The organism is Cupriavidus numazuensis (assembly GCF_905397435.1).
Taxonomy (GTDB): Bacteria; Pseudomonadota; Gammaproteobacteria; order Burkholderiales; family Burkholderiaceae; genus Cupriavidus; species Cupriavidus numazuensis.
On record NZ_CAJPVI010000027.1, the window covers coordinates 51829 to 78643 of the forward strand.

A 26815-nucleotide genomic window follows, 5' to 3' on the forward strand; every position below is an offset into this window, starting at 1 on the left:
GGGCATGTTCGTCTGACGACTGAACAGACAGGTCAAGCAGGACCACAGGACTACAGGACAGGAGCCGATATGCCCGTCAATCTTCCGCTGCCGCAGGCAGAAAACCTGAAACCCGTTGCCGGCGTCGAGCTCGGCTGGGCCGAGGCCGGCATTCGCAAGGCCAACCGCAAGGATGTGCTCGTGGTCCGTGTGGCCGAAGGCAGCACGGTCGCTGGCGTGTTCACGCGCAACCGCTTCTGCGCCGCGCCGGTGCAGGTTTGCCGCGAGAACCTTGCTGGCGGAAAGGGTATCCGCGCGCTGGTGATCAACACTGGCAACGCCAATGCCGGGACCGGCGAGACCGGCCTGGCCAATGCGCGTGCCACGTGCGACGCGCTGGCTGGCCAGCTCGGCATCGCCGCGAATCAGGTGCTGCCGTTCTCGACCGGCGTGATCCTCGAACAACTGCCGATGGACCGCCTGCTGGCTGGCCTGGCGCCGGCTATCGCCAATGCGAAGGCCGACAACTGGCTGGCCGCCGCCGAATCGATCATGACCACTGACACGCAGCCCAAGGCGGCATCGCGCACGGTGCAGATCGACGGCAAGACGGTCACGCTGAGCGGCATCAGCAAGGGCGCAGGCATGATCCGCCCGAATATGGCGACCATGCTCGGCTTTATCGCCACCGACGCGGCCGTGGCCCAGCCGGTGCTGCAAGCGCTGGTGTCGCATGCTGCGGATCACTCGTTCAACAGCATCACGATCGACGGCGATACCTCGACCAACGATTCGTTCGTGCTGATCGCCACGGGCAAGTCGGGCGCCGCCATCGATCGCGCCGAAGGGCCGGCCTTCGAGGCGCTGCGCGAGGCTGTCACCAGCCTGGCGCAGGAACTCGCGCAGATGATCGTGCGCGACGGCGAGGGCGCCACCAAGCTGATGACCATCCGCGTGGAAGGCGGCAAGGACGTGGCCGAATGCCGCCAGATCGCCTACGCCGTGGCCCACTCGCCGCTGGTCAAGACGGCGTTCTACGCTTCGGACCCCAACCTCGGCCGTATCCTGGCCGCGGTCGGCTATGCCGGTGTGGACGATCTCGATGTCGACCGCGTCAACCTGTGGCTCGATGACGTCTGGGTCGCGCGCGACGGCGGCCGCAATCCCGACTACCGTGAAGAAGACGGCCAGCGCGTGATGAAGCAGGCCGAAATCACCGTGCGCATCGCGCTGGGTCGCGGCAATGCCGAGGCCACGGTGTGGACTTGCGATCTGTCGCACGACTACGTGTCGATCAACGCGGACTACCGCTCTTAAGCACTGTTTGTTTGCTCCCCTCTCCCGCTTGCGGGAGAGGGGCTGGGGGAGAGGGGCTGGGGGAGAGGGCCGGCGTTTCATTTAGCGTGGTGCCCAACTAAACTACCCCTCTCCCCAACCCTCTCCCGCTGAGGGGAGAGGGAGCTAGAACAATCGGTACCAGTTCATTCTCATTGCCTACGTTCCACTTGCCCCACTGCCATGTCTGACCTCGCCTCCCGCCTCGACAACTTCCTCGCCCGACTCGAACAGTGGCTGCCGCCGCAGCTCACGGATGCGGACTGGCAGGAGGCGGTAGCGTTCCGCTGGCGCAAGCGGCAGAGCCTGTTCGGCAATATCGGCTACCTGCAGCCGGTGCGCCAGTTGCCGCCGATCCATCTGGACGACCTCAAGAACATCGAGCGCCAGAAGGACGCCATCGTCGCCAATACGCGCCAGTTCGTGAACCAGCTGCCCGCCAACAACGTGCTGCTGACCGGCGCGCGCGGTACCGGCAAGTCGTCGTTGATCAAGGCTTGCCTCAATGCCTTCGTCAAGGACGGGCTGCGTCTGGTGGAAGTGGACAAGAGCGATCTGGGCGATCTCGGCGATATCGTCGAGCAGGTCTCGCAGCGCCCCGAGCGCTTCGTGATCTTCTGCGATGACCTGTCGTTCGAGGAGGGCGAGTCGGGCTACAAGGCGCTCAAGTCGGCGCTGGACGGCTCGGTCGCCGCGCAGTCGGACAATGTGCTCGTGTACGCCACGTCGAACCGCCGCCACTTGCTGCCCGAGTACATGAAGGACAACGAGTCCTACCGCCACACCGATGACGGCGAGATCCATCCCGGCGAAGTGGTCGAGGAAAAGATCTCTCTGTCCGAGCGTTTCGGCCTGTGGCTGTCGTTCTACCCGCCGAAGCAGGACGAGTATCTGTCGATCGTCGGTCACTGGCTCAAGCATTTCGGCTGCACCGACGAGGACATTGCGGCCGCGCGTGGCGATGCGCTGGTGTGGGCACTCGAGCGCGGCTCGCGCTCGGGCCGCGTGGCGTGGCAGTTTGCGCGCGACTGGGGCGGCAAGCATGGCAAGCCGTTCATCGCGGATGTGGAGGGCGCATGACGCAGACGCAAGATAACGCGGTGCCGCGCAAGGTGACCGAGGTGGCGGTGGGCGTGCTGGTGCAGCCCGATGGCCGCTTCCTGCTGGCGCAGCGCCCGGGCGGCAAGCCGTACGAGGGCTACTGGGAATTCCCGGGCGGCAAGCTGGAGCCCGGTGAGACCGTCGAAGCCGCGCTCGCGCGCGAGCTGCATGAGGAGCTGGGCCTGGACATCACCGAGTGCGTGCGCTGGCACGTGCTCGAACACGATTACCCGCACGCGTACGTACGGCTGCATTTCTGCAAGGTCACGGCCTGGCGCGGCGACCCGGTCGGCCGCGAAGGGCAGGCTTTTTCCTGGCAGACGGTTCCCGTGACCGTGGAACCGCTGCTGCCGGCCACCATCCCGGTGGTCGAATGGCTGGGCGAAGAATCCCGGCCCGCCTGACAATTCGAGCTTTACCCGCGCCCCTGCGGCCGCGGCGCCCGTGATCGCGCCGGCATAACAACAGCAAGAAAGGACCCGTATGCTACGTGCAGATCGCGTTGCCGACGACATTTCCCTGCCTGAGCTGACCCTGCGCGGCATCATCCTGGGGGCGCTGATCACGGTGGTGTTCACCGCCTCCAATATCTATCTGGGTCTCAAGGTCGGGCTGACCTTCTCCTCGGCGATTCCCGCCGCCGTCATCTCCATGGCGGTGCTGCGCCTGTTCCCGGGCGCCAATATCCTCGAAAACAATATGGTGCAAACGCAGGCCTCGGCCGCGGGCACCTTGTCGTCGATCATCTTCGTGCTGCCGGGCCTGGTGATGCTGGGCCACTGGCAGGGCTTCCCGTTCTGGCAGACGCTCTCGATCTGCGCGGCCGGCGGCATGCTTGGCGTGCTGTTCAGCATCCCGCTGCGCCATGCGATGGTGGTGCAGAGCGAGCTGCCGTATCCGGAAGGTGTGGCCGCCGCGGAAATCCTGCGCGTAGGCAGTGCCGGGCAGGACGCGGCGCCGGGCGCGAAGAAGCAGGGCACCGGTCTGGCCGACCTGCTGGCCGGCGGTCTCGTGGCGGGCGTGTTCAGCTTCGCCGCGGGCGGGCTGCGCTTGCTCGCGGAGGGAGCGAACCTGTGGCTCGCCGCTGGCGCTTCGGTAGTGCGGTTCTCGATGGGCTTCTCGCTCGCACTGGTCGGTGCAGGCTACCTCGTCGGCATCGTCGGCGGGCTGGCCATGCTGCTCGGCCTGCTGCTGACGTGGGGCATCGCCGTGCCGTGGCTGACGGCCATCACGCCGCGCCCGGAAGGCGCCACGCTGCAGGCCTTCGGCACCATGGTGTGGAGCACGCAGGTGCGCTTCATCGGCGCGGGCACGATCGGTATCGCGGCGATCTGGACGCTGATCACGCTGGCGAAGCCGATGCTCGACGGCATCCGTGCCTCACTGGGCGCGATCAAGGGCGCAGGCGCGGCGGGCGGCGCCGGGGTGCCGCGCACGCAGCAGGACATGCCGGTGCGCTGGATCGGCGTGCTTGCCGTCGTGCTGGCGGTGGTGCTTGCTGTCACCTTCGGCTACTTCATGATGCCGGCGCCGCTCGACGCAGGCGCACGCTGGCGCCTGGTCGGCTGCGCGGTGCTGTTTGCGTTCGTGTTCGGCTTCCTGGTCGCGGCCGCGTGCGGCTATATGGCGGGCCTGGTGGGGTCATCCGCAAGCCCGATCTCGGGTATCGGCATCATCGCGGTAATTCTCGTGTCGCTGCTGATCCTCGTGATCGGCACGGCCGATGGCTTGCTCGATACGCCCGAAGGCAGCAAGTTCGCCATTGCACTCGCCATCTTCACGACTTCGGCCGTGCTGGCCGTGGCGACCATCTCCAACGACAACCTGCAGGACCTGAAGACCGGCTGGCTTGTGGGTGCGACGCCGTGGCGCCAGCAGGTCGCGCTGCTGATCGGCTGCGCGGTCGGTGCGGCGGTGATCCCACCGGTGCTGGAACTGCTCTACAACGCGTACGGGTTTGCCGGCGCATTGCCGCGCGCGGGCATGGACCCGGGCCAGGCGCTGGCCGCTCCGCAGGCCACGTTGATGACAGCCATCGCCACCGGCATCTTCACGCACAAGCTCAACTGGAACATGATCCTGATCGGCATCGCGCTTGGCGTGGTGCTGATCGTGATCGACGAGATGCTGCGCCGCCGTGGCGGTACCGCGCGCCTGCCGGTGCTGGCCGTCGGCATCGGCATTTACCTGCCGCCGACGATCAGTTCGGCACTGGTGGTGGGCGCGGTGCTGGCGTGGGTCCTGCTGCGCGCCGAGCGCCGCCGCGCTATCGCACGTGGCGACGACGTCAAGCTGGCGCTCGAACATGCCGAACGCCGCGGCACGCTATTGGCCTCGGGCCTGATCGTCGGGGAAAGCCTGATCGGGGTGCTGCTGGCGGCCGTGATCGGCCTGTCCGGCAAGGATGCGCCACTGGCCGTGGTGGGCGAGGGCTTTGCCGGCATGGCCGAATGGCTCGGGCTGGCCGTATTCGTGCTGGTGTGCGTGGGGTTCTACCGCCGCGTGCTGGCCGCGGCGCACTGACTGCGCTGCGGGACAGGGACGACTCAGTCGTCCTCGTCTTCAGGCAGGTCGGGCGAAGGCGTTTCGCCGGGCTTGCTGCCGATCACATACTTCTCGGACGCCCACGCGCCCAGGTCGATCTGCTTGCAGCGCTCGGAGCAGAACGGGCGGAACTTGTTCTCGGGAATCCATTCCACCTTGGTGCCGCAGGTGGGGCATTTGACGACGGCAGGCATGACTTCAGAAATTGCAGAGCTTGAGCAGGAACGGAATGTCGGCATCGACCGAACGCGGGCGCAGGTCGCCGTCCTGCTGCGTAAAGCGCACCCATAGCATGTACTTGTTGGCGCTCATCTCGGGGATGAAGGCCAGCAGCGAGTCATCGAGGTGCACCTGCATGAGCTGGTAGCTGCGTCCCGACAGCATCTGCTGGTAGCTGCCGCCTGTGGCGATCACCTTGCCGCTCTGGCCCGATTCGCGCAGCAGGCGCAGCACGGTGGACGTGCCGGCACGTAACGCGACCAGTGGCCGGGCCCATTTCAGGATGTCGGCGCGGCGCTCGTCAGCCGGTCGGTGCTGCCACGCATAGTACGCCGGCAAGTCAAATTCGCACGTGCCGCCGGGAATGATGGCGCGGCTGCGGATGCTGGTCAGCCACTCATTGTCGGCCAGCAACTGGCCCGCCTTGCCGACGGTCTGGTTGAGCATGGCAATGCCTTGCTCGATCTCGCCGATGATGGCGTCCAGTGCCTCCTGATCGATCTGCGGATTGACGCGCAGCGCGGTCAGCGCCTGGCGCTGGCGCTCGAGTTCCTTGATCAGGTCGGTCTTGAGGTCGGCGCGGCCGGCGACGTCGATGATCTCGAACAGCGTGGTCAGCGCGACATGGTGCTGTAGTGGATGTTCCTGGCCGAGGAAGTAATCCAGGCGATCGAACAGGTCTTCCAGGCGCAGGAGTGTCCTGATGCGTTCGTTGAAAGGATATTCGTACAGGATCAAGTGCTATGTCCGTGCAGCGCTTTGGCGGCGCCCCTGTCGGAGCGTCACGGTGCGGGCGTGGCCCGGGGAACGTCGGGAATGCGTGGAGGATTCGGCCCTCCACGCATCTCGCGTCATGTTCCAGCGCATTCTATGCGAGACGGGCTGAGAGGACAATGCAATGTGCACGATGCGCCGTGTTCCCGTGCGGTCTGGTGCTTGCTCGTGCTCAGGCTTGCGTGATACCGGCGGCGGACAGTGCGCGATAGCTCTGGTCCAGTCGGTCTACCTGTGCCGTCAGCGCCTCGACCGGTCCATCGTTGTCGATCACGTCATGGGCCACCGCCAGGCGCTGTGCACGCGTTGCCTGCTTCGCCATGATGGCCAGCACCTGTTCGCGGCTGAAGCCGTTGCGCGACATGACACGCGCGATCTGCGTGTCCTCGCTGCAATCCACGACCAGTACGCGTCCGACACGGCTGATCCACGCGCCCGATTCGACCAGCAGTGGCACCACGTAAATCAGGTACGGATGCTCGCCCGCACGCGCGATCTCGGCGGCGCGTGACGTGGTCAGTTCGCGGATCAGGGGGTGGGTGATGCCTTCGAGCCGCGCCTTGGCGGCCGGGTCGGCAAAGACCAGCGCGCGCATGGCGTCGCGGTCCATGGCGCCGTCGGCGCGCAGGCATTGGGGGCCGAAGGCCTCGACCAGCGCGGGGATGGCCTGCCCGCCCGGGGCAGTGATCTCGTGGGCCAGCAGGTCAGTGTCGATGATGGCGGCGCCGCGCGCGGCGAACATGTCGGCTACGCGCGTCTTGCCGCTGCCGATACCGCCAGTCAGTCCGATCTCCAGCATGTCAGGTTCCGTGGGTGCAATGCCCCAAACGATACCAGCTTGGCGCGTCTCCGGTCCTCTGGCCGCCGCTTACGGCATGAATAGCAGTGGCAGCACACCCGGTCCGAAGAACAGCACCAGCACGCCGGCGCCCGCAATGAACGGGCCGAACGGGAACGGCGTGTCGCGGCCCTGGCGGCGCAGCGCGATATTGGCGACGCCGAACACCACGCCAACCACCGACGAGAGCAGCACGAGCGACGGCAGCGCCTGCCAGCCGAACCAGGCACCCAGCGCGGCCATCAGCTTGAAATCGCCATAACCCATGCCTTCCTTGCCGCGCACGAGCTTGAACAGCCAGTAGGCGCTCCACAGCAGCAGGTAGCCGGCCACGGCGCCGATCACGGCGTCGGCGATCGGCACGAACAGTCCGGCCAGGTTCAGCAGCAGCCCCAGCCACACCAGCGGCAGCGTGATCTGGTCGGGCAGCAGTTGCGTGTCGGCATCGATCATCGTCAGTGCCATCAGCGCCCACAGCAGCACCAGCGCGGCCACGCCCTGCCAGGTCGCGCCGAAGTGCCACGCCGCCAGCGCGCTGAGCACGCCGGTGGCCAGCTCCACCAGCGGATAGCGCACGCCGATCGGCGCCTTGCACGATGAGCAGCGGCCGCGCAGGAACAGGTAGCTGATGACCGGAATATTCTCCCAGGCCGCGATCGCATGGCCGCAGTGGGGGCAGGCCGAGCGCGGCACCATCAGGTTGTAGCGGTCGGGGTAGGGCAGCGGGTCACTGCGCACTTCGGCGATGTAGTTGGCCTCGTCGTGCTCCATCATGCGCGGCAGCCGGTGGATCACCACGTTCAGGAAGCTGCCGACCAGCAGGCCGAGCACGGCAGCAGCCGCCACCAGGAACGACGGCGGCAGTGCCGCCAGCGCCGGCAGCGCAAAGGCGCCGCCGGCGGGAAATGCCGGATTCATCAATTACACCACCTGTCCCAGCTTGAAGATCGGCAGGTACATCGCCACCACCATGCCGCCGATGAGCACGCCCAGCACCACGATGATGAGCGGCTCGATCAGGCTCGAAATGGCCGCCACGGCGTCATCGACCTCGCGCTCGTAGAACTCCGCGACCTTGAGCAGCATGTTGTCGAGCGCGCCCGATTCCTCGCCGATCTGGGTCATCTGCAGCACCATGTTGTCGAACACGTGCGTGGCCTGCATCGCGTTGGTCAGGCTGGTACCGATGCGCACCGACTGTTCGATCTCGCGCGTGGCGTCGTAGTAGACCCAGTTGCCGGCCGCGCCGGCCACGGATTCCATCGATTCCACCAGCGGCGTACCGGCCGCGAACATGGTGGCGAGCGTACGCGTCCAGCGCGCGATCACGGCCTTGCGGAACAGGCTGCCGAAGATCGGCAACTTCAGCATCATGCGGTCCGTGGTGCGCTGGACCTTCTCGGATTTCTTCAAGGCCCGTAAATAGAACGCGATCGCGCCCACCGGTATGCCGATGACGATGTACCAGTACGCGACGAAGAAGTCCGAGATCGCGATCACGACCAGTGTCGGCGCCGGCAGGTTGGCGCCGAAGCTCGAGAACACGCCCTTGAAGGCCGGGATCACGAACAGCATCAGGATCACCGTCACGGCAAAGGCCACGGTCAGCACCGCGATCGGATAGATCATCGCGGACTTGATCTGGCTCTTCAGCGCGATGGTCTTTTCCATATAGAGCGACAGGCGCTCCAGCAGGGCGTCGAGGATACCGCCCTGTTCGCCGGCGTCGATCAGGTTGCAGTACAGCGTGTCGAAGTAACGCGGATGACGGCGGAACGCCGCCGCCATGCTGCTGCCGGACTCGATATCGAAGCGGATGTCGGACAGCAGCTGCGTGAAGTTCGGATTGGCATGCCCGCGCGCGATGATGTCGATCGACTGCAGCAGCGGAATGCCCGCCTTCAGCATGGTCGAAAGCTGGCGCGTGAAATACGCGATGTCCTTCTCGGTGATCTTCTTGCCGCGCGCGGCCTTGCGCTTCTTGAGCTTGACCACGGTGAGGCCCTGCTTGCGCAGCGCCGCCGTGACCTCGGCCTGGTTTTCGGCCCGCTGTTCCCCGGTGAACGTCTTGCCTTTGCGGTCCTTGCCTTCCCACTCGAAGATGTACTGCGTGGGTGCTTTACGTCCTGCTCGTCCTGCCTTCGCGCGTGGCGGCACTGCCGCCCGTGCGCTCGCAGCTGGTGCGCGCGTTGCCATGATCGACCCCTGACATGAATGTTTTGTCTGTTGTTTTATGAATTGGTGGTGGCCAGCACTTCTTCGAGTGACGTGACCCCCTGCTTGACCTTGAGCAGGCCAGCTTCCCGCAACGATAGCACGCCATCGCGCCGTGCCTGCTCGGCAATCTGCAGCGCCGTGCCGTGCGACAGGATGATCTCCTGCATCGCCTCGGTGATCGGCATGACCTGGTAGATACCGCAGCGTCCTTTGTAGCCGCTGCCGTTGCAGCGCTGGCAGCCCACCGGCTGGTAGGGCTGCCAGCTGCCGTCGAGCTGGGGTTCCTTGAAGCCCGCATCAAGCAGCGCTTCGCGCGGGATCGTGCCCGGCCGCTTGCACGTGCACAGACGGCGCGCCAGGCGCTGGGCCGTGATCAGCAGCACGCTGGAAGCGATGTTGAACGGTGCTACGCCCATGTTCATCAGTCGCGTGAGCGTGGTCGGCGCGTCGTTGGTGTGCAGCGTCGACAGCACCAGGTGGCCGGTCTGCGCGGCCTTGATCGAGATATCGGCGGTTTCCAGGTCGCGGATTTCGCCGACCATGATGATGTCCGGATCCTGCCGCAGGAACGAACGCAGCGCCGCGGCAAAGGTCAGCCCGGCCTTGTCGTTGACGTTGACCTGGTTGATGCCGGGCAGCTGAATTTCAGCCGGGTCCTCGGCGGTCGAGATATTGATGTCGCCCTGGTTCAGCAGGTTCAGGAACGTATAGAGCGACACGGTCTTGCCGCTGCCGGTCGGCCCGGTGACCAGGATCATGCCGTAGGGCCGCTTGATGGTTTCCAGCAGCAGCGCCTTCTGTTCGGGCTCGTAGCCGAGCTGGTCGATGTCGAGCTTGTCGGAAGACGATTCCAGAATACGCATCACGATCTTCTCGCCGAAGAGCGTGGGCAGCGTCGACACGCGGAAGTCCACCGCTTTCTCGATGACTTCCTTGTCCTTGCCGTCCTTGTCCTTTTCCTTGGGCAGGGCGATCAGCAGCTTCATGCGGCCGTCCTGCGGCACGCGCTTTTCGGAAATATCCAGGCGCGACAGCACCTTGATGCGCGTGGCGACCTTGTCGCGGATATCGAGCGGCGGGCGCGCGACCTCGTGCAGCACGCCATCCACGCGGAAGCGGATGCGGTAGAAGGTCTCGAACGGCTCGAAGTGCAAGTCCGACGCGCCGCGGTGGAAGGCTTCGGTCAGCAGTTTCTGCAGGAAGCGCACGACCGGCGCATCGTCGATGTCGTTGGTGGCGCCCGTGCGGGGCCGCTGCGCGGCGGCGGCGACCGGATCGTATTCGATCATCTTGCGCTCGGTGGGCGTGCCGGGCGCAATATCCTTGAGCGTGCCCAGCGCTTCGCCAGCGGAGCGCACATACTTCATCAGCTTGTCGTGCTCCACCACCACGGTGTCGAGCGGCAGGTTGTACTTCTGCTTGATGGCGTCCAGGCCCGCCTGGTTGGACGGGTCCGACATCGCGACGACCAGGCGGTTCTCGCGCCGGCCTAGTGGCAGCAGGCGGTGCGCGTGGAATTCGCGGTTGCCGGCCAATGCGGACGGCACCTTGTTCAGGTTGTACTGGCTGAGGTCGAGCAGCGGAAGCTGGTACTTGTCGGCTGCGAACAGCGCAACGTCGTGCGCGGTCATGGTGCCGGTGCCAACGATCTCGTCGATCAGCTGCGTCTGTTTTTCGCGTGCCGATTGCTCGAGTTGGGCGAGCAGCGCGGGGGCGATACGACGGCTCTGTGCAAGGGCGAGACCAAGTGTCATGGCAGGGACCAGGTAGTGCAATGCGCGCGGAGGCGCCGGTCGAGGCCATGGGCCCCGGATCGGCGCAGTTTGCCGCCGGGGTCACTTTTTGTAAAGGCGACAAATGGACGGTGTCGGCATTTGTGCGACACGTACGCAACCCTACTTGCGCGGGGAATGGGGGAAGGTAGTGGGACGGTGGCAGACGGGCGGGACGGCGCCGCCTCGAGCGGGCGACGCGGAAAACAAAAAAGCCGCACATTGCTGTGCGGCTTCTTGCTGGCCCGATACTGCATGGCCATGAATTCTGGTCGGGGTGAGAGGATTCGAACCTCCGGCCTCTACGTCCCGAACGTAGCGCTCTACCAGGCTAAGCTACACCCCGAATTCTGCTTTGTTGCCAACCGTTGTCGGTCAGCAGCAAAGAACGTAACTTTAACAGTGATTCTCCCGGAAGGGAAGAGGCTGGCGGCAATTTCAGGATTGCCGCTGCAGCGAGAACTCGCACAGCGCGATCAGCGTGTCCTTCCAGTCGGACGCCGGGAACTGCTGCGCGGCCTTCTCGGCGGCCTCGGCTTCGCGGCGTGCCGCTTCGAATGTGACATCGAGCGCGCCGCTCGCATGGATGGCCGAGAACACCGCGTCGAAATGCTCGGTGCCGCCTTGCACGATCGCTTCGCGCGCCAGCACGCGCTGCTCCGGCGTGCCGTACTCGAGCAGGTGCAGCAGCGGCAGCGTCGGCTTGCCTTCGCGCAGGTCGTCGCCAGCGTTCTTGCCCATCTGCTCGGCACTCGCGGTGTAGTCGAGCATGTCGTCGATGAGCTGGAACGCGGTGCCGATGCGGCGGCCGTACTCGGCTGCGGCTTCTTCCATGGCGGCATCCGCGCCGGCCAGCACGGCGCCGAGCTGGGCCGAGGCCTCGAACAGCTTGGCCGTCTTGTAGCGGATCACCTGCAGGTAGCGTTCGATGGTGACATCGGGGTCGTGCATGTTCAGCAGCTGCAGCACTTCGCCCTCGGCGATCACGTTGGTCGCGTTCGACAGGATCTCCATGATGCGCATGCTGCCTGCATCGACCATCATCTGGAACGCACGTGAATAGAGGAAGTCGCCGACCAGCACGCTGGCGGCATTGCCGAACACCGCGTTGGCGGTCTCGCGGCCGCGGCGCAGTTCGGATTCGTCGACCACGTCGTCATGCAGCAGCGTGGCGGTGTGGATGAACTCGACGACGGCCGCCAGCTCATGGTGGCGGTTGCCGTCGTAGCCGAACGCGCGTGCCGACATCAGCAGAATCACCGGGCGCAGGCGCTTGCCGCCGGCACTGATGATGTATTCGCCGATCTGTTCGATCAGGGGGACTTCGGAAGACAGCCGTTGACGGATGACCGCATCGACCGCGCGCATGTCTGCAGCGACCGGGGCAAGCAAGGCAGTGGCGGAAGGCTGGGTCAAGATGATCACCGTTACGCAAAACCGGACGATTATATGCGATGCGAACGTGGTTCACGCCAATGCCTGTCCCCGTTCGGGGGATGCGGGGCGATCGGCGGACTATAATCCGGGCATGAACAAGCCCATGTCCCGCCGCAATGTCCGCCGCACGGCCTGGTGGGTGGCGTTTGCCGCACTGGCGGGCTTTCTGCTGGCCGATCTGACCTGAGCCTCGCTTGCGCAGAAGTGCGCAAGGCGTGGCCGGACAGGCTATGTGCCTGTTTTCTTTGCGTTTTTCCGCAGCCTCGTTTACAATACGCGGTTTCCTCCGGTTGCTTTGCCTGTTTTGCGGCTGCTGACCGGCGGGAGATAACCGGGCCTCACCAGGCGCGCAAGCGTTGCGGTGCAGGTCATCGGCGTTTTATTCACATCCGAGAGGTTCGACAATGTACGCGGTCGTAAAAACCGGCGGCAAGCAATACAAGGTTGCTGCTGGCGAAAAACTTAAAGTAGAACAGATACCGGCAGACATTGGCGCAGAAATCACGCTCGACCAGGTGCTCGCAGTGGGCGCCGGCGACCAAATCAAGTTTGGTACGCCGCTGGTGAGCGGGGCTTCCGTCAAAGCTACCGTTATCTCCCAAGGTCGTCACGACAAGGTGAAGATCTTCAAGATGCGCCGTCGCAAGCACTACCAGAAGCGTCAGGGCCATCGTCAGAATTACACCGAGCTGCGCATCGAAGCGATCAACGCCTGATCATTCGAACGTAACCCGGTAAAGCGACAGGAGTAAGACATGGCACAGAAAAAAGGCGGCGGTTCCACGCGGAACGGCCGTGATTCCGAATCGAAGCGTCTGGGCGTGAAGGTGTTTGGTGGCCAGGCCATCAACGCCGGCGGCATCATCATCCGCCAACGCGGCACCCGCGTGCACGCTGGTGACAACGTGGGCGTGGGCAAGGACCACACCCTGTTTGCACTGGTCGACGGCCACGTGCAATTCGCCGTCAAGGGCCCTGCCAAGAAGCAGCACGTCAGCGTCGTTCCGGCGGCCTGATAACAGCCTTTGCAGCACGAAGGCCCCGCAACGCTTGCGGGGCTTTTTTGTTTCTGGCGACAATATAAGAATAATCAATGCCGGTCACCTGCCCGGTCCCCCGGCTCCATCACGGAAACCCATCATGAAGTTCATCGACGAAGCCCGAATCGAAGCCATCGCCGGCAACGGCGGCAATGGCAGCGCCTCGTTCCGGCGCGAGAAGTTTGTGCCCTTCGGTGGCCCGGATGGCGGCGACGGCGGCCGGGGCGGCAGCGTGTTCGCCGTGGCGGACCGCAACATCAATACGCTGATCGACTTCCGCTACGCGAAGAAGCACGTGGCCCGCAACGGCGAGAACGGCCGTGGCTCCGACTGCTATGGCGCGGCCGGCGAGGACGTCACGCTGCGCATGCCGGTTGGTACGCTGATCGCCGACATGGATACCGGCGAGCTGATCGCCGACCTGACCGAGCATGGCCAGAAGGTCTGCCTGGCCGAGGGCGGCATGGGCGGCTGGGGCAACCTGCATTTCAAGTCCAGTACCAACCGTGCGCCGCGCCAGCAGGTCGACGGCAAGCCGGGCGAGCGCCGCATGCTGAAGCTCGAGCTCAAGGTGCTGGCCGACGTCGGTCTGCTGGGCATGCCCAACGCGGGCAAGTCGACGTTTATCTCGCACATCTCGAATGCGCGCCCGAAGGTGGCGGACTATCCGTTCACCACGCTGCACCCGAACCTCGGCGTGGTGCGCGTCGACCACGAACAGTCGTTCGTGGTGGCGGACATTCCGGGCCTGATCGAAGGCGCGGCCGAAGGGGCGGGCCTCGGTCACCAGTTCCTGCGCCATCTGCAGCGTACGGGCCTGCTGCTGCATATCGTCGACCTGGCGCCGTTCGATGAGGCGGTGGACCCGGTGGCGGAAGCCAAGGCCATCGTCAACGAGCTCAAGAAGTACGACGAGACGCTCTACGACAAGCCGCGCTGGCTCGTGCTGAACAAGCTCGACGTAGTGCCCGAGGAAGAGCGCGCCACGCGCGTGAAGGACTTCATCAAGCGCTACAAGTGGAAGGGTCCGGTGTTCCAGATCTCCGCGCTGACCGGCGACGGCTGCCGCGAACTGATCTACGCGATCAAGGACCACCTGGCCGCGCTCAAGGCCGAAGAGGCCGCCGCGCTGGCCGAGCCCGATATCCGGCTCGACGAGCGCCTGCACAACGTCGACCACGACGGTCACGAGCAGTAAGCCAGCTTTTCGCCCTCGCCCATGCGGGGCGAGGGATCACCATTGGGGATGCCAGAAACGCCCCGGAGACAGGATTTCTCGCCATGCAATCGGTCATTGCCCAGGCAAAACGTATCGTCGTAAAGGTTGGCTCCAGCCTGGTCACCAACGACGGCAAGGGATTGGACTACGACGCCATCGCGCGCTGGGCGGCGCAGATCGCCAAGCTGCGTTCGATCGGCAAGGAAGTGGTGCTGGTCAGCTCCGGCGCTATTGCCGAGGGCATGCAGCGCCTGGGCTGGGTACGCCGGCCCCGTGAAATCCACGAACTGCAGGCCGCCGCCGCCGTCGGCCAGATGGGCCTGGCGCAGGTCTATGAAAGCCAGTTCGGCCGCTACGGCATCCGCACCGCGCAGGTGCTGCTGACCCACGCCGACCTGGCCGACCGCGAACGCTACCTGAACGCACGTTCCACGCTGCTCACGCTGCTGTCGCTCGGCGTCGTGCCGATCATCAATGAGAACGACACCGTGGTCACCGACGAAATCAAGTTCGGCGACAACGATACGCTTGGCGCGCTGGTCACCAACCTGATCGAAGGCGATGCGCTGGTCATCCTGACCGACCAGCGCGGGCTCTACACCGCCGACCCGCGCAAAGATCCGAATGCCGAGTTCGTCGACGAGGCACTGGCCGGCACGCCCGAGCTGGAACAGATGGCGGGGGGCGCCGGGACATCGATCGGCCGCGGCGGCATGCTGACCAAGATCCTGGCGGCCAAGCGTGCGGCCAAATCCGGCGCGCACACGACCATCGCCTCGGGCCGCGAGGCCAACGTGCTCGAGCGCCTGGCAGCCGGCGAAGCCATCGGCACGCAGCTCCTGGCGCCGACCGGCCGCCTGACCGCGCGCAAACAGTGGATGGCAGATCACTTGCAGCTGCGCGGCCGCGTGGTCATCGACGCCGGCGCCGTGGAAAAGCTGACCAGCGGCGGCAAGTCGCTGCTGCCGATCGGCGTGGTCGAAGTGCAGGGCGAGTTCGCGCGCGGCGAGGTGATTGCCTGTGTCGGCGCGGACGGGCGCGAAGTGGCGCGCGGCATCACCAACTATTCGAGCGCCGAGGCGCGGCTGATCGCGCGCAAGCCGTCGTCGGAGATCGAGTCGGTGCTCGGCCACCTGAACGAGCCCGAGCTGATCCACCGGGACAATCTCGTGCTGGTCTGAGCCGGCGTCACGACACAAAAGAAAAGGGCGATGCCGTGGCATCGCCCTTTTTGCATTCAGCCTGCTGGCATTCAGCGCCGGTGCGGCGCGCTGTCCTTCAGGTCGCGGACCATTTTCTCCGGCGTACCGGCCACGGTGCGGCCTTCGCAGAAGAAATCACTCGCCAGCGTCGCCGCATAGGCGTTACGCGCCGAAGTCTGCATGCGAATCCAGCTGTCGCGGGACTCGCCACGGTTGACTTCCCATTCCTTGGCGCCTGCCGGAAGCGTCGCGTAGATGCGGCGTTCGAACGCGTCGCAGCGCAGGCCTTCGTAATTCACGTTGCGCGCGCCGGTCGAGCTGCTGATCACCACCGTGAAGCGCACCACCTTGTCGTTGCCGACCGACACCGACTTGCTGTCCACCTCGAACGTGAGGTTGCCGGTGCCGTTGACCGAGAACGGAATCAGGTTGGCGTCCTGCGGCAATGCCGGCAGGATGGCCTCTTCCTCCTTGAAGGTCTTGGGCTCGAACGGATTGATCCACTGGGATTCTTCTTCGGGCATTTGCTTGCCGGTGGTCTTGCAACCTGCCAGTGCCAGGCAGGCGGCGGCAAGCAACAGGCCGGCAGCGGTCAGGCCGCCGCGGCGGCCCAGGCCGGTAACACGATTCATCAGGACTCCGTCGGGTTGGGGGCCGGCGTAGCCGGCAAAACTGCATCGCTTTCCACTGCCTGCACCGCTTCCGCTGCCGGTGCAACAGGCGCAACCTGCGTGACGGGCTGCAGCGGCCGGCGCTGCGCCAGCGTGGGCGGCTGGCCGGGCTGCTGCGCATACCGCTGCCCGCTGCCATGGCGGCCGTGATGCACGCCGTACGGGCTCAGCGGCACGCGCGGATTGCGGTTCAGGAAGCGCGACAGCTCGGTCAGTGCAAGCTGGTACACGTCGCGCTTGAACTCGATGACTGCCTCCAGCGGCACCCAGTAGTCGCTCCACCGCCAGGCATCGAACTCGGGATGCTCCGTGGCGCGCAGGTGTACGTCACAGTCCCTGCCTGCCATGCGCAGCAGGAACCAGATCTGCTTCTGGCCCCTGTAATGGCCGCGGATCTCGCGGCGGATGAACTTGTCCGGCACCTCATAGCGCAACCAGTCGCGCGTGCGACCGACGATCCTGACGTGCTCCGGTAGCAGGCCGATCTCCTCATGCAGTTCGCGGTACATGGCCTGTTCCGGCGTTTCGCCGTACTTGATGCCGCCTTGCGGAAACTGCCAGGAATGCTCGCCGATTCGCTTGCCCCAGAAAACCTCGTTTCGTGCGTTGATGAGGATGATGCCGACGTTCGGGCGAAAGCCTTCACGATCGAGCATGACTGCACCTCGAATCCTTTAGAATTATGTCGATTATAAAGGATGCGCGCGGCCCGGCTCAGGCGGGGTGCTGCTGGTTTTCCCCGAGCGGGAAGGGCAGTTTCAGGCAGTTGCCGGCGCGTTCCTGTCGATTATGCGCGGCATGGCTGCCGCCAATTCACCGGGATTTACCGGTTTCCAGAGAAGACATTCGGATGAAAGCCTCGCAATTTTTCATTTCCACCCTGAAGGAAGCCCCCGCCGACGCGGAAATCGTGTCGCACAAGCTCATGATGCGCGCGGGCATGATCAAGAAGCTCGGCGCCGGCATTTACAACTACATGCCGGTGGGCCTGCGCACGATCCGCAAGGTGGAAAACATCGTCCGCGAGGAAATGAACCGCGCCGGCGCAGTGGAACTGTCGATGCCCGTGATCCAGCCGGCCGAGCTGTGGCAGGAAACCGGCCGCTGGGACAAGATGGGCCCGGAACTGCTGCGCCTGAAAGATCGCCACGAGCGCGACTTCGCCGTGCAGCCGACGTCCGAGGAAGTCGTGACGGATATCGCTCGCAGCGAAATCCGCAGCTACAAGCAGCTGCCGGTCAATTTCTACCAGATCCAGACCAAGTTCCGCGACGAGCGCCGTCCGCGCTTCGGCATCATGCGCGGCCGCGAATTCACGATGAAGGACGCGTATTCGTTCGACCGTGACGCCGAAGGCCTGAAGAAGTCGTACCAGAACATGTACGACGCGTACGTGCGCATCTTCCAGCGCTTCGGCCTGGAATTCCGCGCCGTGGCGGCCGACAACGGCGCCATCGGCGGTTCGGGCTCGCACGAATTCCACGTGATCGCCGACACCGGCGAAGACGCCATCGTCTACTGCCCGACGTCCGACTACGCCGCCAACATGGAAGCCGCCGAGGCGCTGCCGCTGCTGGCCGAGCGTGCCGCGCCGACCCAGGCGCTGGAAAAGACCTTCACCCCGGAAAAGGTCAAGTGCGAGCAAGTGGCCGAGTTCCTGGGCATCCCGCTCGAGCGCAACGTCAAGTCGATCGTGCTGGCCAAGGACACCGAGGCCGGCGCCGAGGTCTGGCTGCTGCTGATCCGCGCCGACCACGAACTGAACGAGGTCAAGGCATCCAAGGTGCCGGGCCTGGCCGACTTCCGCTTCGCCACCGAGAACGAGATCGTCGACGCCTTCGGCTCGCCCCCCGGCTACCTGGGCCCGATCGACATGAAGAAGCCGGTCAAGGTCGTGGCCGACCGCACCGTCGCCAACATGAGCGATTTCTGCTGCGGCGCGAACTACCGCGACTACCACTTCACCGGCGTCAACTGGGGCCGCGACCTGCCCGAGCCGATCGTTGCCGACCTGCGCAATGTGGTCGCCGGCGACGCCTCGCCGGACGGCAAGGGCACGCTGGAAATCTGCCGCGGCATCGAAGTGGGCCACGTGTTCATGCTCGGCACGCGTTATTCCGAGTCGATGAACGCGACCTTCCTCGACGAGAACGGCAAGACCCAGCCGATGCAGATGGGCTGCTACGGCATCGGCGTGACCCGTATCCTGGGCGCGGCGATCGAACAGAACTTCGATGAGCGCGGCATCATCTGGCCCGCCGCCATCGCCCCGTTCGAGGTCGTGGTGTGCCCGGTCGGCTATGACCGCTCCGAAGCCGTCAAGGCCGAGGCTGACCGCATCCACGCCGAGCTGCTGGCAGCTGGCGTCGACGTCATCATCGACGACCGCGGCGAGCGCCCGGGCGTGATGTTCGCCGACTGGGAACTGATCGGCGTGCCGCACCGCGTGGTGGTGGGCGACCGTGGCCTGAAGGAAGGCAAGGTTGAATACCAGGGCCGCCGCGACGCGCAGGCGACACAAGTGGCCGTGGCCGACGTGGTCGGCCATGTGCGCGGCCAGGTCGGCAAGTAAGCCCATGCGCGCGGCCCGTCTGGTTCGCACGGCTGGCAGCCTGCTGCTGGCCTTTGCCGCCACTGCCGCGCAGGCTGGCGCGCAGAAGGAAGAAGACCTGGCTGATTCGGTGCGCGGCGCGCTCGCGGCCGCCATCGCCGATTCGCGCCCGGTGCGGCCGGTCTTTGCCACCGGTGGCGAACGCCTGGCCTACCTGAAATGGCTCGGCGAAATGTCCCACCGGCTCGAAGCCCGCATCCCCGAGCCGCAGATGCGCGTGGAGCTGATCGAAACCGCCTACTACGAAGCCAAGCGCGCCGGGCTGGAGCCCGCGCTGGTGCTGGGGCTGGTGCAGGTCGAGAGCAACTTCCGCAAGTACGCGATGAGTTCGGTCGGCGCGCGCGGGCTGATGCAGGTGATGCCGTTCTGGGTCCGCACCATCGGCGACAGCGACCCGCGCAAACTGTTCCACCTGCAGAGCAACCTGCGTTACGGCTGCACCATCCTGCGCCATTACCTGGACCGGGAGCAGGGCGACCTGTTCCTGGCGCTTGGCCGGTACAACGGCAGCCGAGGGCGGCCGGAGTACCCCAACGCGGTGCTGGCGGCGTGGAAGCGCTGGCAGTATTCGGAAGCCACGGTCACCGTCGCGGGCGATCCGGAGAACGCGCCGACCCGCCCGCGCAAGTTGCTGCCCGAGGCGCCCGAACGCAACCCGTTCTCGCCGCAGCGCCTGGCCAATCCGTCATGACCGTCGACACGCGTCCGGCCGTGGGCAATCCGGGGTATGCCACCTCGTCGCCGGAGCTCGAACGCTGGCTGGCGCGGCATATTTCCGAGGGCTTTGGCGCCGAGTCGCTGGTGCTGTCGATGCTGCGTTCCGGCTATGATGCCGCATTCGCGCGCAGCGCAGTGGCCACGGCCATGGGCCATCGTCCGGCTGCTACGGCAGTGCAAACTGCGCCGCGCCAGGCCCGGCGCGAGGTCCCCGTGCTGTTTTCGCTCCAGTCGCCGAGCATCCGCCTGTACCAGCAGTTGCTCAGCGATGCCGAGTGCGATGCGCTGGTCGAACTCGCACGCGGTCGCCTTGCGCGTTCGCCGGTGATCAACCCGGACACGGGTGACGAGAACCTGATCGATGCGCGCACCAGCATGGGCGCCATGTTCCAGGTGGGCGAGCATTCGCTGCTCCAGCGCATCGAAGACCGCATTGCCGCCGTGCTCGGCGTACCCGTCGACCATGGTGAAGGCTTGCAGATCCTCAACTACAAGCCCGGCGGCGAATACCAGCCGCATTTCGACTTCTTCAACCCCAAGCGCCCCGGTGAGGCACGCCAGCTCCGCGTAGGCGGCCAGCGTACCGCGACGCTCGTGATCTACCTGAACACGCCGCAGGCGGGCGGTGCCACGGCGTTCCCACGCATCGGGCTTGAAGTGGCGCCCGTGAAGGGCAACGCCGTGTACTTCAGCTACCTGCAGCCCGATGGCAAGCTCGACGAGCGCACGCTGCACGCCGGCCTGCCGGTGCAATCGGGCGAAAAATGGATCGCCACCAAGTGGCTGCGTGAGCACCCGTATCGCACGGGCTAATCAGGACCGGCCCGCCGCACGGCACCATTCCGTCATGGAAGAATTCCGTGAAACTGTACCGGTACTGTACCGTTCGCTGTGACTAGACTGGCAGCAATCCCCCAATTTTCAGCGGTTGCGTGCCATGGCTTTCCCCGACCTTGTCGCCGGTTCCGGCGTTTTTCTTGCGTTTTCCGCGTTTGCGCTGGTGTCGTCGATCACGCCCGGTCCCAACAACACCATGGTGCTGGCCTCCGGCGTGAACTTCGGCTTCACGCGGACGATTCCGCATCTGCTCGGCATCAGTAGCGGCTTTTCGCTGATGGTCGCGCTGGTCGGCCGCGGTCTCGGTTCGATGTTTTCGCACTGGCCGTGGACGTGGCAGGTGCTGCGCATCGCGGCGGGCGCCTACCTGGTCTGGCTGGCGTGGAAGCTCGCCACCTCAGGCGGTGTGCAGGATCGACAGGTCGCGCGCCCGATGGGCTTCCTGCAGGCGGCCGCGTTCCAGTGGGTCAACCCGAAGGCGTGGGTAATGGCGGTGGGAGCGTGCAGTACCTATGTGCTGCACGGCAATGTGTGGCTGAACGTGGCGCTGATGGCCGGCATCTTCGCCGTCATCAACCTGCCGAGCGTGGCGATGTGGGCCGTGTTTGGCTCGGCCCTGCGCCGCTGGCTGTCGCAGCCGCGTGTGCTGCGCGTGTTCAATGTGGGAATGGCGGTGCTGCTGCTGGCGTCGTTGTGGCCGATTCTGGGGGCACACCACGCGGGGTAAGCGTATCGCCGCGGCACCTCAAACGCCAATTGTTTTCTCCCCTCTCCCGCTTGCGGGAGAGGGGCGGGGGAGAGGGCGAGAGCTTCAACGAAGTGAAGCTTGTCGCATCGAGATGCGCTGGCCCTCTCCCCCAACCCCTCTCCCGCACGCGGGAGAGGGGAGTAAGTCGATGGTATTGGGTGAATCCGTCGAACTTGCGCCTTACATCAGCGCCCGAATCGTCCCCAGATTCCGCCAGTACCCCTTCGCATCCATCCCGCAACCAAACACATACCGGTCCGGCACCTGGAACCCGCAGAAGTCCGGGTGCATCGGCTTGAGCTTGGTCAGCGTCTTCTCGCACAGCACGGCGGCGTGGAATTCCTTCGCGCCCATGTCCATGATGCGCTCGCGGATGGCCGCCATGGTCTCGCCTTCGTCGAGGATGTCGTCGAGCACCAGCACCACGCGGTCCTTAACCGATTCACGCGGTGCCACGCGCCACTGCATCTCGCCGCCGACGGTCTTGTTGTTGTAGCGGGACAGGTGGATGTAGTCGAATTCCAGCGGGAACTGCAGCTTGGGCAACAGCATGCCGGTGAAGACCACCGCGCCGCCCATCACGGACAGCACCAGCGGGAAGGTATCGCCCATCTTCGCGGTGATGTCCTTCGCCATGCGGTCCAGCGATGCCTGGACTTCCTGGGCGCTGACGATTTCCTCGGAGTTGGCCCACAGCTCGCGGGCCTGTTCAGCGGTCATCATGATGTGTTTCCTGTTCTTGTCTCTTGCGGGGTAAAACGCCTGGCGTGGATCAGCGGTTGAAGAGGCCCTTCATGCCGCCCTTCATCGCACCCATCTGGCGCATCATCTTCATCATGCCGCCGCCCTTGAGCTTCTTCATCATGCCTTGCATCTGGTCGAACTGGTTCAGCAGGCGGTTCACTTCCTGCACCGGCACGCCCGCGCCCGCGGCGATGCGGCGCTTGCGGCTGGCCTTGATCAGCTCGGGCTTGGCGCGCTCGGCGGCCGTCATGCTGTTGATGATGCCTTCCATGCGGCGCACCTGCTTTTCCGCCTGATCCATATTGGCGCCCTGGGCCTGCTGCGCGAACTGCGCGGGCAGCTTGTCGACCAGGCTGCCGAGACCGCCCATCTTCTTCATCTGGCCGATCTGGGCCTTGAAGTCTTCCAGGTCGAAGCCGCCGGTCTTCTTGATCTTCTTGGCCAGCTTCTCGGCGGCGTCCATGTCCACGCCGCGCTGGGCTTCCTCGACCAGCGCGAGGATGTCGCCCATGCCCAGGATGCGCTGGGCCATGCGGTCGGGGTAGAACGGCTCCAGGCCGTCGTGCTTTTCGCCGACACCGACGAACTTGATCGGCCGGCCGGTGACATGGCGTACCGACAGCGCGGCACCGCCGCGCGCATCGCCGTCCAGCTTGGTCAGCACCACGCCGGTCAGCGGCAGCGTGTCATTGAAGGCCTTGGCGGTGTTGACCGCGTCCTGGCCGAGCATGGCGTCGACCACGAACAGCGTTTCGGCCGGCTTCAGCTCGCCGTGCAGCGCGGCGATTTCCTGCATCATCGCCTCGTCGATACCCAGACGGCCCGCCGTATCGACGATCAGCACGTCGTGGTAGTGCTTGCGCGCCCAGTCCACCGCCGCGCGGGCGATGTCGACCGGCTTCTGGTCGGGCTGGGACGGGAAGAACTCGGCGCCGACCTGCTCGGACACCGTCTTCAGCTGGGCGATAGCGGCCGGACGGTAGACGTCACACGAGACCGTCAGGACTTTCTTCTTCTTGTTCTCTTTAAGCCACTTGGCCAGCTTGCCGACGGTGGTCGTCTTACCGGCACCTTGCAGGCCCGCCATCAGGATGATCGCGGGCGGCTGCACCGCCAGGTTCAGCTCGGCGCCCTTGCCGGCGACAGCTTCCTCGCCGCCGATCACCGTGGTCAGCTCGCGCTGGACCACGCCGACCAGGGCCTGGCCCGGGGTGAGGCTGGAAACCACTTCCTCGCCCATCGCCTTTTCCTTGACGCGGGCGATGAATTCGCGGACGACCGGTAGCGCCACGTCGGCCTCGAGCATGGCCAGGCGCACTTCGCGCAGCATTTCGGCGGTATTGGCCTCGGTCAGGCGGGCCTCGCCGCGCATGGTCTTGACGACCCGCGCCAGGCGTTGAGTGAGATTGTCCAGCATGGCAGGAATGGGGGAAGAAAGGGCTGTGTTGCGGCCTCTGTTACCGCGTTAGCCGCCCGCCACTGGCAGGAGGCACTAAGGTAAACTGCGCAAATGGTCATTGTACTGTATGCCCTGACGGCACTTCTTTATTGCGGCCTGGCCTTGCACGGCTGGGCAACGCGCAATCCGCGGCTCGCCGCCGCCGGCGGTCCCGCTGGCGGCTCGGCATCGGCCGTACTGACGGCCAACGGCGGGCCCGCGAGCCTGGCCTCGGGGCGCAGCGAGGCGCAGCCCGGCTGGTGGCACCTGCTGATGGCGGGCGTGCTGGCCAGCCACGGCCTGCTGCTGCACGAGACCATCTTCCCGGCCGACCGCATGGTGTTCGGCTTCGCCTTTGCTTTGTCGGCCATGCTGTGGCTCGGCGTGGGCATCTACTGGATCGAAAGCTTCTTCTTCTCGCTGGCCGGGCTGGGGCTGATCGTGATCCCGGTGGCACTCGTCGCCAGCCTGATGCCGCTGGCATTCCCGGGCTCGCAGATCCTGGGCTACGCCGCGCAGCCGCTGTTCAAGCTGCATTTCATCATCGCCAACGTCGCCTATGGCCTGTTCACGCTGGCGGCGTTCCACGCGTTCCTGATGCTGTTGGCCGAACGCCGCCTGCACGGCTTCAAGCACGCGCCGGCGCGCCCGGGCAATGGCAAGGCCAAGGCGCCGGCCGAGCAGTGGCTGGGCCGCTGGCTGGACCTGCTGCCGCCGCTGCTGACGCTCGAAAAGCTGCTGTTCCGGCTGATCGGCGCCGGCTTCGTGCTGCTGACGCTGACCATTGCCTCCGGCCTGCTGTTCTCCGAAGAACTGTTCGGCCGCGCGTTCCGGCTCGACCACAAGACCGTGTTCGCGCTGATTTCCTGGGCGATGTTCGGCGGCATCCTGGCCGGGCGGCTTTTCCGCGGCTGGCGCGGCCGCGTGGCGCTGCGCTGGGTCATTGCCTCGTTCGGCATCCTGCTGCTGGCCTATGTCGGCAGCCGCTTCGTGATTGAAGTGATCCTGCACCGGCTCTGAGACCGCCATGGCAAGAATCTTCATCCTGCTGGCCGTGGTGCTGGGGGTGTTCTGGTGGCTGCGCTCCCGCGCCGAAGCGCAGCGCGAGCAAGCCTCCCGCGCGGCTCGCCCGGCGCCTGCTCCGCGTGACGACCAGGCCGAGACCATGGTCCAGTGCGCGCAATGCGGCGTGCACCTGCCCCAGAGCGAGGCCATTGCCTGGCGCGGCCTGCATTACTGCCGGCGCAGCCACCTGCCCGACGACAGCGGCGACCGCGCATGATCACGGCGCGGCCGACGATCACCGCCCGGCACGCCCCGTGGCTCGGCTTTGCCCAACTGTGGCGAGAGCCCGAGCCGCCTGATTTCCACTGGCGCCTGCTGCGCTATTTCTGCTGGACCCGTGTGGCCGTGGGCCTGCTGCTGCTGGCCTTCACCATCATGCAGCGCGGGGCCGACGCGCATGGCGTGTCGCTCGTGCTGCCGTTCCAGCTCGCCTTGCCCGCCTACAAGACGGCGGCCATGCAACTGGCCATGCCTTACCTGGGCATCGCGCTGGCGATGCTGGCTGGCACGCTGTGGCGCAGGCGCTTCCACTTGCGCGTGCGGCTGCAGGTACTGGCCGACCTGGTCATGCTGGGCCTGATCTACGAAACGCTGGGCCGCAACGGACATGCCGACGGCCTCGCGATGATCTTCCTGCTGCCGGCGCTGGAGGCCGGTGCGCTCACGAGCCTGCTGTTCGCGCTGTTTGCCGCCTCGCTCTCGGCGCTGGTGGTCATGGCGCACCCGTTCATGCAGACCATCCTGCTGCGCCAGGCCGATGCCGGCCTGCTCGGCTCGGGCCTGTACGGGCTGGTCTTCATGATCGCGGCGCTGCTGATGTATATGCTGGCCTACCGGCAGGTGGCGCAGGAAAAGATCGCGCTCGCACGCGAGCAGGAGCTGCGCCTGCAGCAGCTCGTCAACCGGCTGATGGTCAACGACATGCAGGATGGCGTGATGCTGGTGCGCGCCAACGGCATGGTCGTGGCCGCCAACCCGGCCGCCGTGGTGCTGCTGGGCGTGCAGCCGCATGAGCGCGTCTATTCGCGCCGCAGCCGCGAAGGCGAGGGCGACGACGGTGGCCAGGCCGCGCTGTTCGACCTGCGCCGCATCCCGCGCCTGCAGCCGCTGATGGAAATGCTGCGCGACTGGCTGCGCAGCAAGGACGATGTGCCTCGCATCCTGCAACTGCTGCCCATCGTCTCGCGTCCGGCGCCGCCCGGCGGCGGCACGCTGCACACGCGGCTGCGCCTGCGCTTCGTGCTGCCGGGGCTGGCCGGGTTGCGGACCACCGTGGCAAGCACCTCGACGATGCCATCGAACCTCGACACGGCCGCCTGGAACGAACTGACGCCCGAAGCCGCGGCGCGCCTGCGCCTGGCCATCGCCCAGCAGGAAGCCATGGCCTGGACGCCCGACGACGAGGCGCTGCTGCGCAGCGAGATGCGCGACACCGTGCTGGTCCACATCGAAAGCTGGGAACGCATCGCCGAACAGGTCCAGCAGGAAAAGCTCGCCGCCATGGGCCGGCTGGTGGCCAGCGTCGCGCACCAGATCCGCAACCCGCTGGCCGCGATCAGCCAGGCCAGCGAACTGCTCGGCGATGGCGCAGGCATGGGCAATGGTGGCGGCGTGGAATCCGATGTCGATGCGCGCCTGCTGCGCATCATCCATGACAACGTGCGCCGGCTCGACCGGGTCGTGTCCGACGTGCTGCAGATCTCACGCCGGCCGCGCACGGGCCGCAGCACGGTGCAGCTGGCGCAGGCGCTGCCCGAGATTGTCGACCGCTGGCGCCTGGAGATGCGTTCGCGCCTGCCGCGCGCCGGCGACACACGGCAACCGGGCCGCGGGGAGATCAACGCGAATGCCATCCGCCTGACGGTGGAAGTGCCCCAATCGGTCGTCTTCGACACCTCGCAGCTCCAGCAGGTGCTGGGCAACCTGCTCGACAACGCATGGCGCTACTGCAGCCGCCTGCCGGGCGCCATCCGCCTGCTCGCGCATGCGCTGGACCAGCACCATGCCGAGCTGATCGTCTGGAACGACGGCACGGAGATCCCGCGCGAGCACCAGCGCAGCCTGTTCGAACCGTTCTTTACCAGCAATGCGCAGGGCACCGGGCTCGGCCTGTTCATGGCGCGCGAACTGTGCGGCGCCAATGACGCGCAGGTCCGCTACGGCACCATCGCGCTCGACGACCTGCTCGCGCGCACCGGCCTGCTGGCTGCCCCGCGCGATACACTGCCTGCCAAGGCTTTCGTGCTGACGCTGCGCATCGACACGGGCGATGCAGCGCCGGCCTGAAGCGCTTTTCCGCTTGTCCAC

At 65.8% G+C, this 26815-nt stretch carries 27 protein-coding genes and 1 tRNA gene; 16 read left to right on the plus strand and 12 right to left on the minus strand.

Annotation, left to right across the window (positions count from 1 at the left end; translation table 11 throughout):
* Nucleotides 1-69: 69 nt before the first annotated feature.
* The 4 genes from argJ (at nt 70) to KHO41_RS21155 (ending at nt 4938) form a co-directional block, all read left to right on the plus strand.
* Nucleotides 70-1296, plus strand: coding sequence for a bifunctional glutamate N-acetyltransferase/amino-acid acetyltransferase ArgJ (argJ, locus tag KHO41_RS21140; protein WP_211955250.1), 1227 nt, complete (start codon nt 70-72; stop codon nt 1294-1296).
* 201 nt (nt 1297-1497) lie between these two features.
* Nucleotides 1498-2394, plus strand: coding sequence for an ATP-binding protein (locus KHO41_RS21145; RefSeq protein ID WP_211955251.1), 897 nt, complete (start codon nt 1498-1500; stop codon nt 2392-2394).
* The gene (locus KHO41_RS21150; protein WP_211955252.1) at nt 2391-2819 is read left to right on the plus strand and encodes an NUDIX domain-containing protein; all 429 of its coding nucleotides are present in this window, start codon (nt 2391-2393) and stop codon (nt 2817-2819) included. The genes KHO41_RS21145 and KHO41_RS21150 overlap by 4 nt, the downstream gene beginning before the upstream one ends.
* A gap of 79 nt (nt 2820-2898) precedes the next feature.
* Nucleotides 2899-4938, plus strand: coding sequence for an OPT family oligopeptide transporter (locus KHO41_RS21155; RefSeq protein ID WP_211955253.1), 2040 nt, complete (start codon nt 2899-2901; stop codon nt 4936-4938).
* A gap of 23 nt (nt 4939-4961) precedes the next feature.
* Here KHO41_RS21155 and KHO41_RS21160 read toward each other — a convergent pair whose 3' ends face one another.
* The 8 genes from KHO41_RS21160 to ispB form a co-directional block, all read right to left on the minus strand.
* Nucleotides 4962-5153 carry a DNA gyrase inhibitor YacG gene (locus tag KHO41_RS21160; protein ID WP_011299110.1) on the minus strand — a complete coding sequence of 64 codons (192 nt, stop codon included), beginning with the start codon at nt 5151-5153 and terminating at the stop codon, nt 4962-4964.
* Nucleotides 5154-5157: 4 nt separating this feature from the next.
* Nucleotides 5158-5916 (minus strand): cell division protein ZapD, encoded by a 759-nt coding sequence (zapD, locus tag KHO41_RS21165; RefSeq protein WP_211955254.1) that lies wholly within the window; start codon nt 5914-5916, stop codon nt 5158-5160.
* 208 nt (nt 5917-6124) lie between these two features.
* Nucleotides 6125-6751: a dephospho-CoA kinase gene (gene coaE, locus KHO41_RS21170; protein ID WP_211955255.1), complete on the minus strand. Its 627-nt coding sequence runs from the start codon at nt 6749-6751 to the stop codon at nt 6125-6127.
* 69 nt (nt 6752-6820) lie between these two features.
* A complete protein-coding gene (locus tag KHO41_RS21175) occupies nt 6821-7708 on the minus strand; it encodes a prepilin peptidase (RefSeq protein WP_244873934.1) in 888 nt (295 codons plus the stop codon).
* A gap of 3 nt (nt 7709-7711) precedes the next feature.
* Nucleotides 7712-8986, minus strand: coding sequence for a type II secretion system F family protein (locus tag KHO41_RS21180; RefSeq protein WP_211955256.1), 1275 nt, complete (start codon nt 8984-8986; stop codon nt 7712-7714).
* A gap of 35 nt (nt 8987-9021) precedes the next feature.
* A complete protein-coding gene (gene pilB, locus KHO41_RS21185; RefSeq protein WP_211955257.1) occupies nt 9022-10761 on the minus strand; it encodes a type IV-A pilus assembly ATPase PilB in 1740 nt (579 codons plus the stop codon).
* Nucleotides 10762-11048: 287 nt separating this feature from the next.
* Nucleotides 11049-11125, minus strand: a tRNA-Pro gene (locus KHO41_RS21190).
* A 92-nt stretch (nt 11126-11217) separates the two neighbouring features.
* The gene (ispB, locus tag KHO41_RS21195; protein WP_049796430.1) at nt 11218-12147 is read right to left on the minus strand and encodes an octaprenyl diphosphate synthase; all 930 of its coding nucleotides are present in this window, start codon (nt 12145-12147) and stop codon (nt 11218-11220) included.
* Between the two features lie 49 nt (nt 12148-12196).
* Here ispB and KHO41_RS21200 point away from each other — a divergent pair, with 49 nt between their 5' ends.
* The 5 genes from KHO41_RS21200 to proB all read left to right on the plus strand — a co-directional run bounded on the left by KHO41_RS21200 (nt 12197) and on the right by proB (nt 15656).
* Nucleotides 12197-12403 carry a hypothetical protein gene (locus tag KHO41_RS21200; RefSeq protein ID WP_211955258.1) on the plus strand — a complete coding sequence of 69 codons (207 nt, stop codon included), beginning with the start codon at nt 12197-12199 and terminating at the stop codon, nt 12401-12403.
* Nucleotides 12404-12620: 217 nt separating this feature from the next.
* Complete coding sequence (gene rplU, locus KHO41_RS21205) at nt 12621-12932, plus strand: 50S ribosomal protein L21 (protein WP_011299103.1); 312 nt, start codon at nt 12621-12623, stop codon at nt 12930-12932.
* A gap of 39 nt (nt 12933-12971) precedes the next feature.
* The gene (gene rpmA, locus KHO41_RS21210) at nt 12972-13232 is read left to right on the plus strand and encodes a 50S ribosomal protein L27 (RefSeq protein WP_011299102.1); all 261 of its coding nucleotides are present in this window, start codon (nt 12972-12974) and stop codon (nt 13230-13232) included.
* Nucleotides 13233-13356: 124 nt separating this feature from the next.
* A complete protein-coding gene (gene obgE / locus KHO41_RS21215; RefSeq protein ID WP_211955259.1) occupies nt 13357-14454 on the plus strand; it encodes a GTPase ObgE in 1098 nt (365 codons plus the stop codon).
* Between the two features lie 83 nt (nt 14455-14537).
* On the plus strand, nt 14538-15656 hold the full coding sequence (gene proB, locus KHO41_RS21220) for a glutamate 5-kinase (protein ID WP_011299100.1): 1119 nt from the start codon (nt 14538-14540) through the stop codon (nt 15654-15656).
* A 71-nt stretch (nt 15657-15727) separates the two neighbouring features.
* Here proB and KHO41_RS21225 read toward each other — a convergent pair whose 3' ends face one another.
* Together KHO41_RS21225 and KHO41_RS21230 are read right to left on the minus strand one after the other, a co-directional pair.
* Nucleotides 15728-16309 carry a CNP1-like family protein gene (locus KHO41_RS21225; protein WP_211955260.1) on the minus strand — a complete coding sequence of 194 codons (582 nt, stop codon included), beginning with the start codon at nt 16307-16309 and terminating at the stop codon, nt 15728-15730.
* Nucleotides 16309-17004 (minus strand): RNA pyrophosphohydrolase, encoded by a 696-nt coding sequence (locus KHO41_RS21230; protein ID WP_011299098.1) that lies wholly within the window; start codon nt 17002-17004, stop codon nt 16309-16311. The genes KHO41_RS21225 and KHO41_RS21230 overlap by 1 nt, the downstream gene beginning before the upstream one ends.
* 194 nt (nt 17005-17198) lie before the next feature.
* On the opposite strand from KHO41_RS21230, the gene KHO41_RS21235 reads away from it, so the two are divergent.
* From KHO41_RS21235 to KHO41_RS21250, 4 genes are all read left to right on the plus strand, one after another.
* Nucleotides 17199-18920 carry a proline--tRNA ligase gene (locus KHO41_RS21235; protein ID WP_211955261.1) on the plus strand — a complete coding sequence of 574 codons (1722 nt, stop codon included), beginning with the start codon at nt 17199-17201 and terminating at the stop codon, nt 18918-18920.
* A 4-nt stretch (nt 18921-18924) separates the two neighbouring features.
* Entirely contained in the window at nt 18925-19650 is a 726-nt protein-coding gene (locus KHO41_RS21240) for a lytic transglycosylase domain-containing protein (RefSeq protein WP_211955262.1), read from the plus strand.
* On the plus strand, nt 19647-20489 hold the full coding sequence (locus KHO41_RS21245) for a 2OG-Fe(II) oxygenase (RefSeq protein ID WP_211955263.1): 843 nt from the start codon (nt 19647-19649) through the stop codon (nt 20487-20489). Before KHO41_RS21240 ends, KHO41_RS21245 begins: the two co-directional genes overlap by 4 nt.
* A gap of 124 nt (nt 20490-20613) precedes the next feature.
* The gene (locus KHO41_RS21250) at nt 20614-21240 is read left to right on the plus strand and encodes a LysE family translocator (protein WP_211955264.1); all 627 of its coding nucleotides are present in this window, start codon (nt 20614-20616) and stop codon (nt 21238-21240) included.
* A gap of 201 nt (nt 21241-21441) precedes the next feature.
* Here the strand turns inward: KHO41_RS21250 and KHO41_RS21255 are convergent, their stop codons facing one another.
* Nucleotides 21442-21984: a hypoxanthine-guanine phosphoribosyltransferase gene (locus tag KHO41_RS21255; RefSeq protein WP_211955265.1), complete on the minus strand. Its 543-nt coding sequence runs from the start codon at nt 21982-21984 to the stop codon at nt 21442-21444.
* A gap of 49 nt (nt 21985-22033) precedes the next feature.
* Nucleotides 22034-23422: a signal recognition particle protein gene (ffh, locus tag KHO41_RS21260; protein WP_211955266.1), complete on the minus strand. Its 1389-nt coding sequence runs from the start codon at nt 23420-23422 to the stop codon at nt 22034-22036.
* 93 nt (nt 23423-23515) lie between these two features.
* On the opposite strand from ffh, the gene KHO41_RS21265 reads away from it, so the two are divergent.
* Genes KHO41_RS21265 through KHO41_RS21275 form a run of 3 tightly spaced genes read left to right on the plus strand, consistent with a single transcriptional unit; the run spans nt 23516 to nt 26794 of the window.
* Nucleotides 23516-24463: a cytochrome C assembly family protein gene (locus tag KHO41_RS21265; protein ID WP_211955267.1), complete on the plus strand. Its 948-nt coding sequence runs from the start codon at nt 23516-23518 to the stop codon at nt 24461-24463.
* A gap of 7 nt (nt 24464-24470) precedes the next feature.
* Nucleotides 24471-24725, plus strand: coding sequence for a PP0621 family protein (locus KHO41_RS21270; RefSeq protein WP_211955268.1), 255 nt, complete (start codon nt 24471-24473; stop codon nt 24723-24725).
* Complete coding sequence (locus tag KHO41_RS21275) at nt 24722-26794, plus strand: sensor histidine kinase (RefSeq protein WP_211955269.1); 2073 nt, start codon at nt 24722-24724, stop codon at nt 26792-26794. The genes KHO41_RS21270 and KHO41_RS21275 overlap by 4 nt, the downstream gene beginning before the upstream one ends.
* Nucleotides 26795-26815 lie beyond the last annotated feature (21 nt).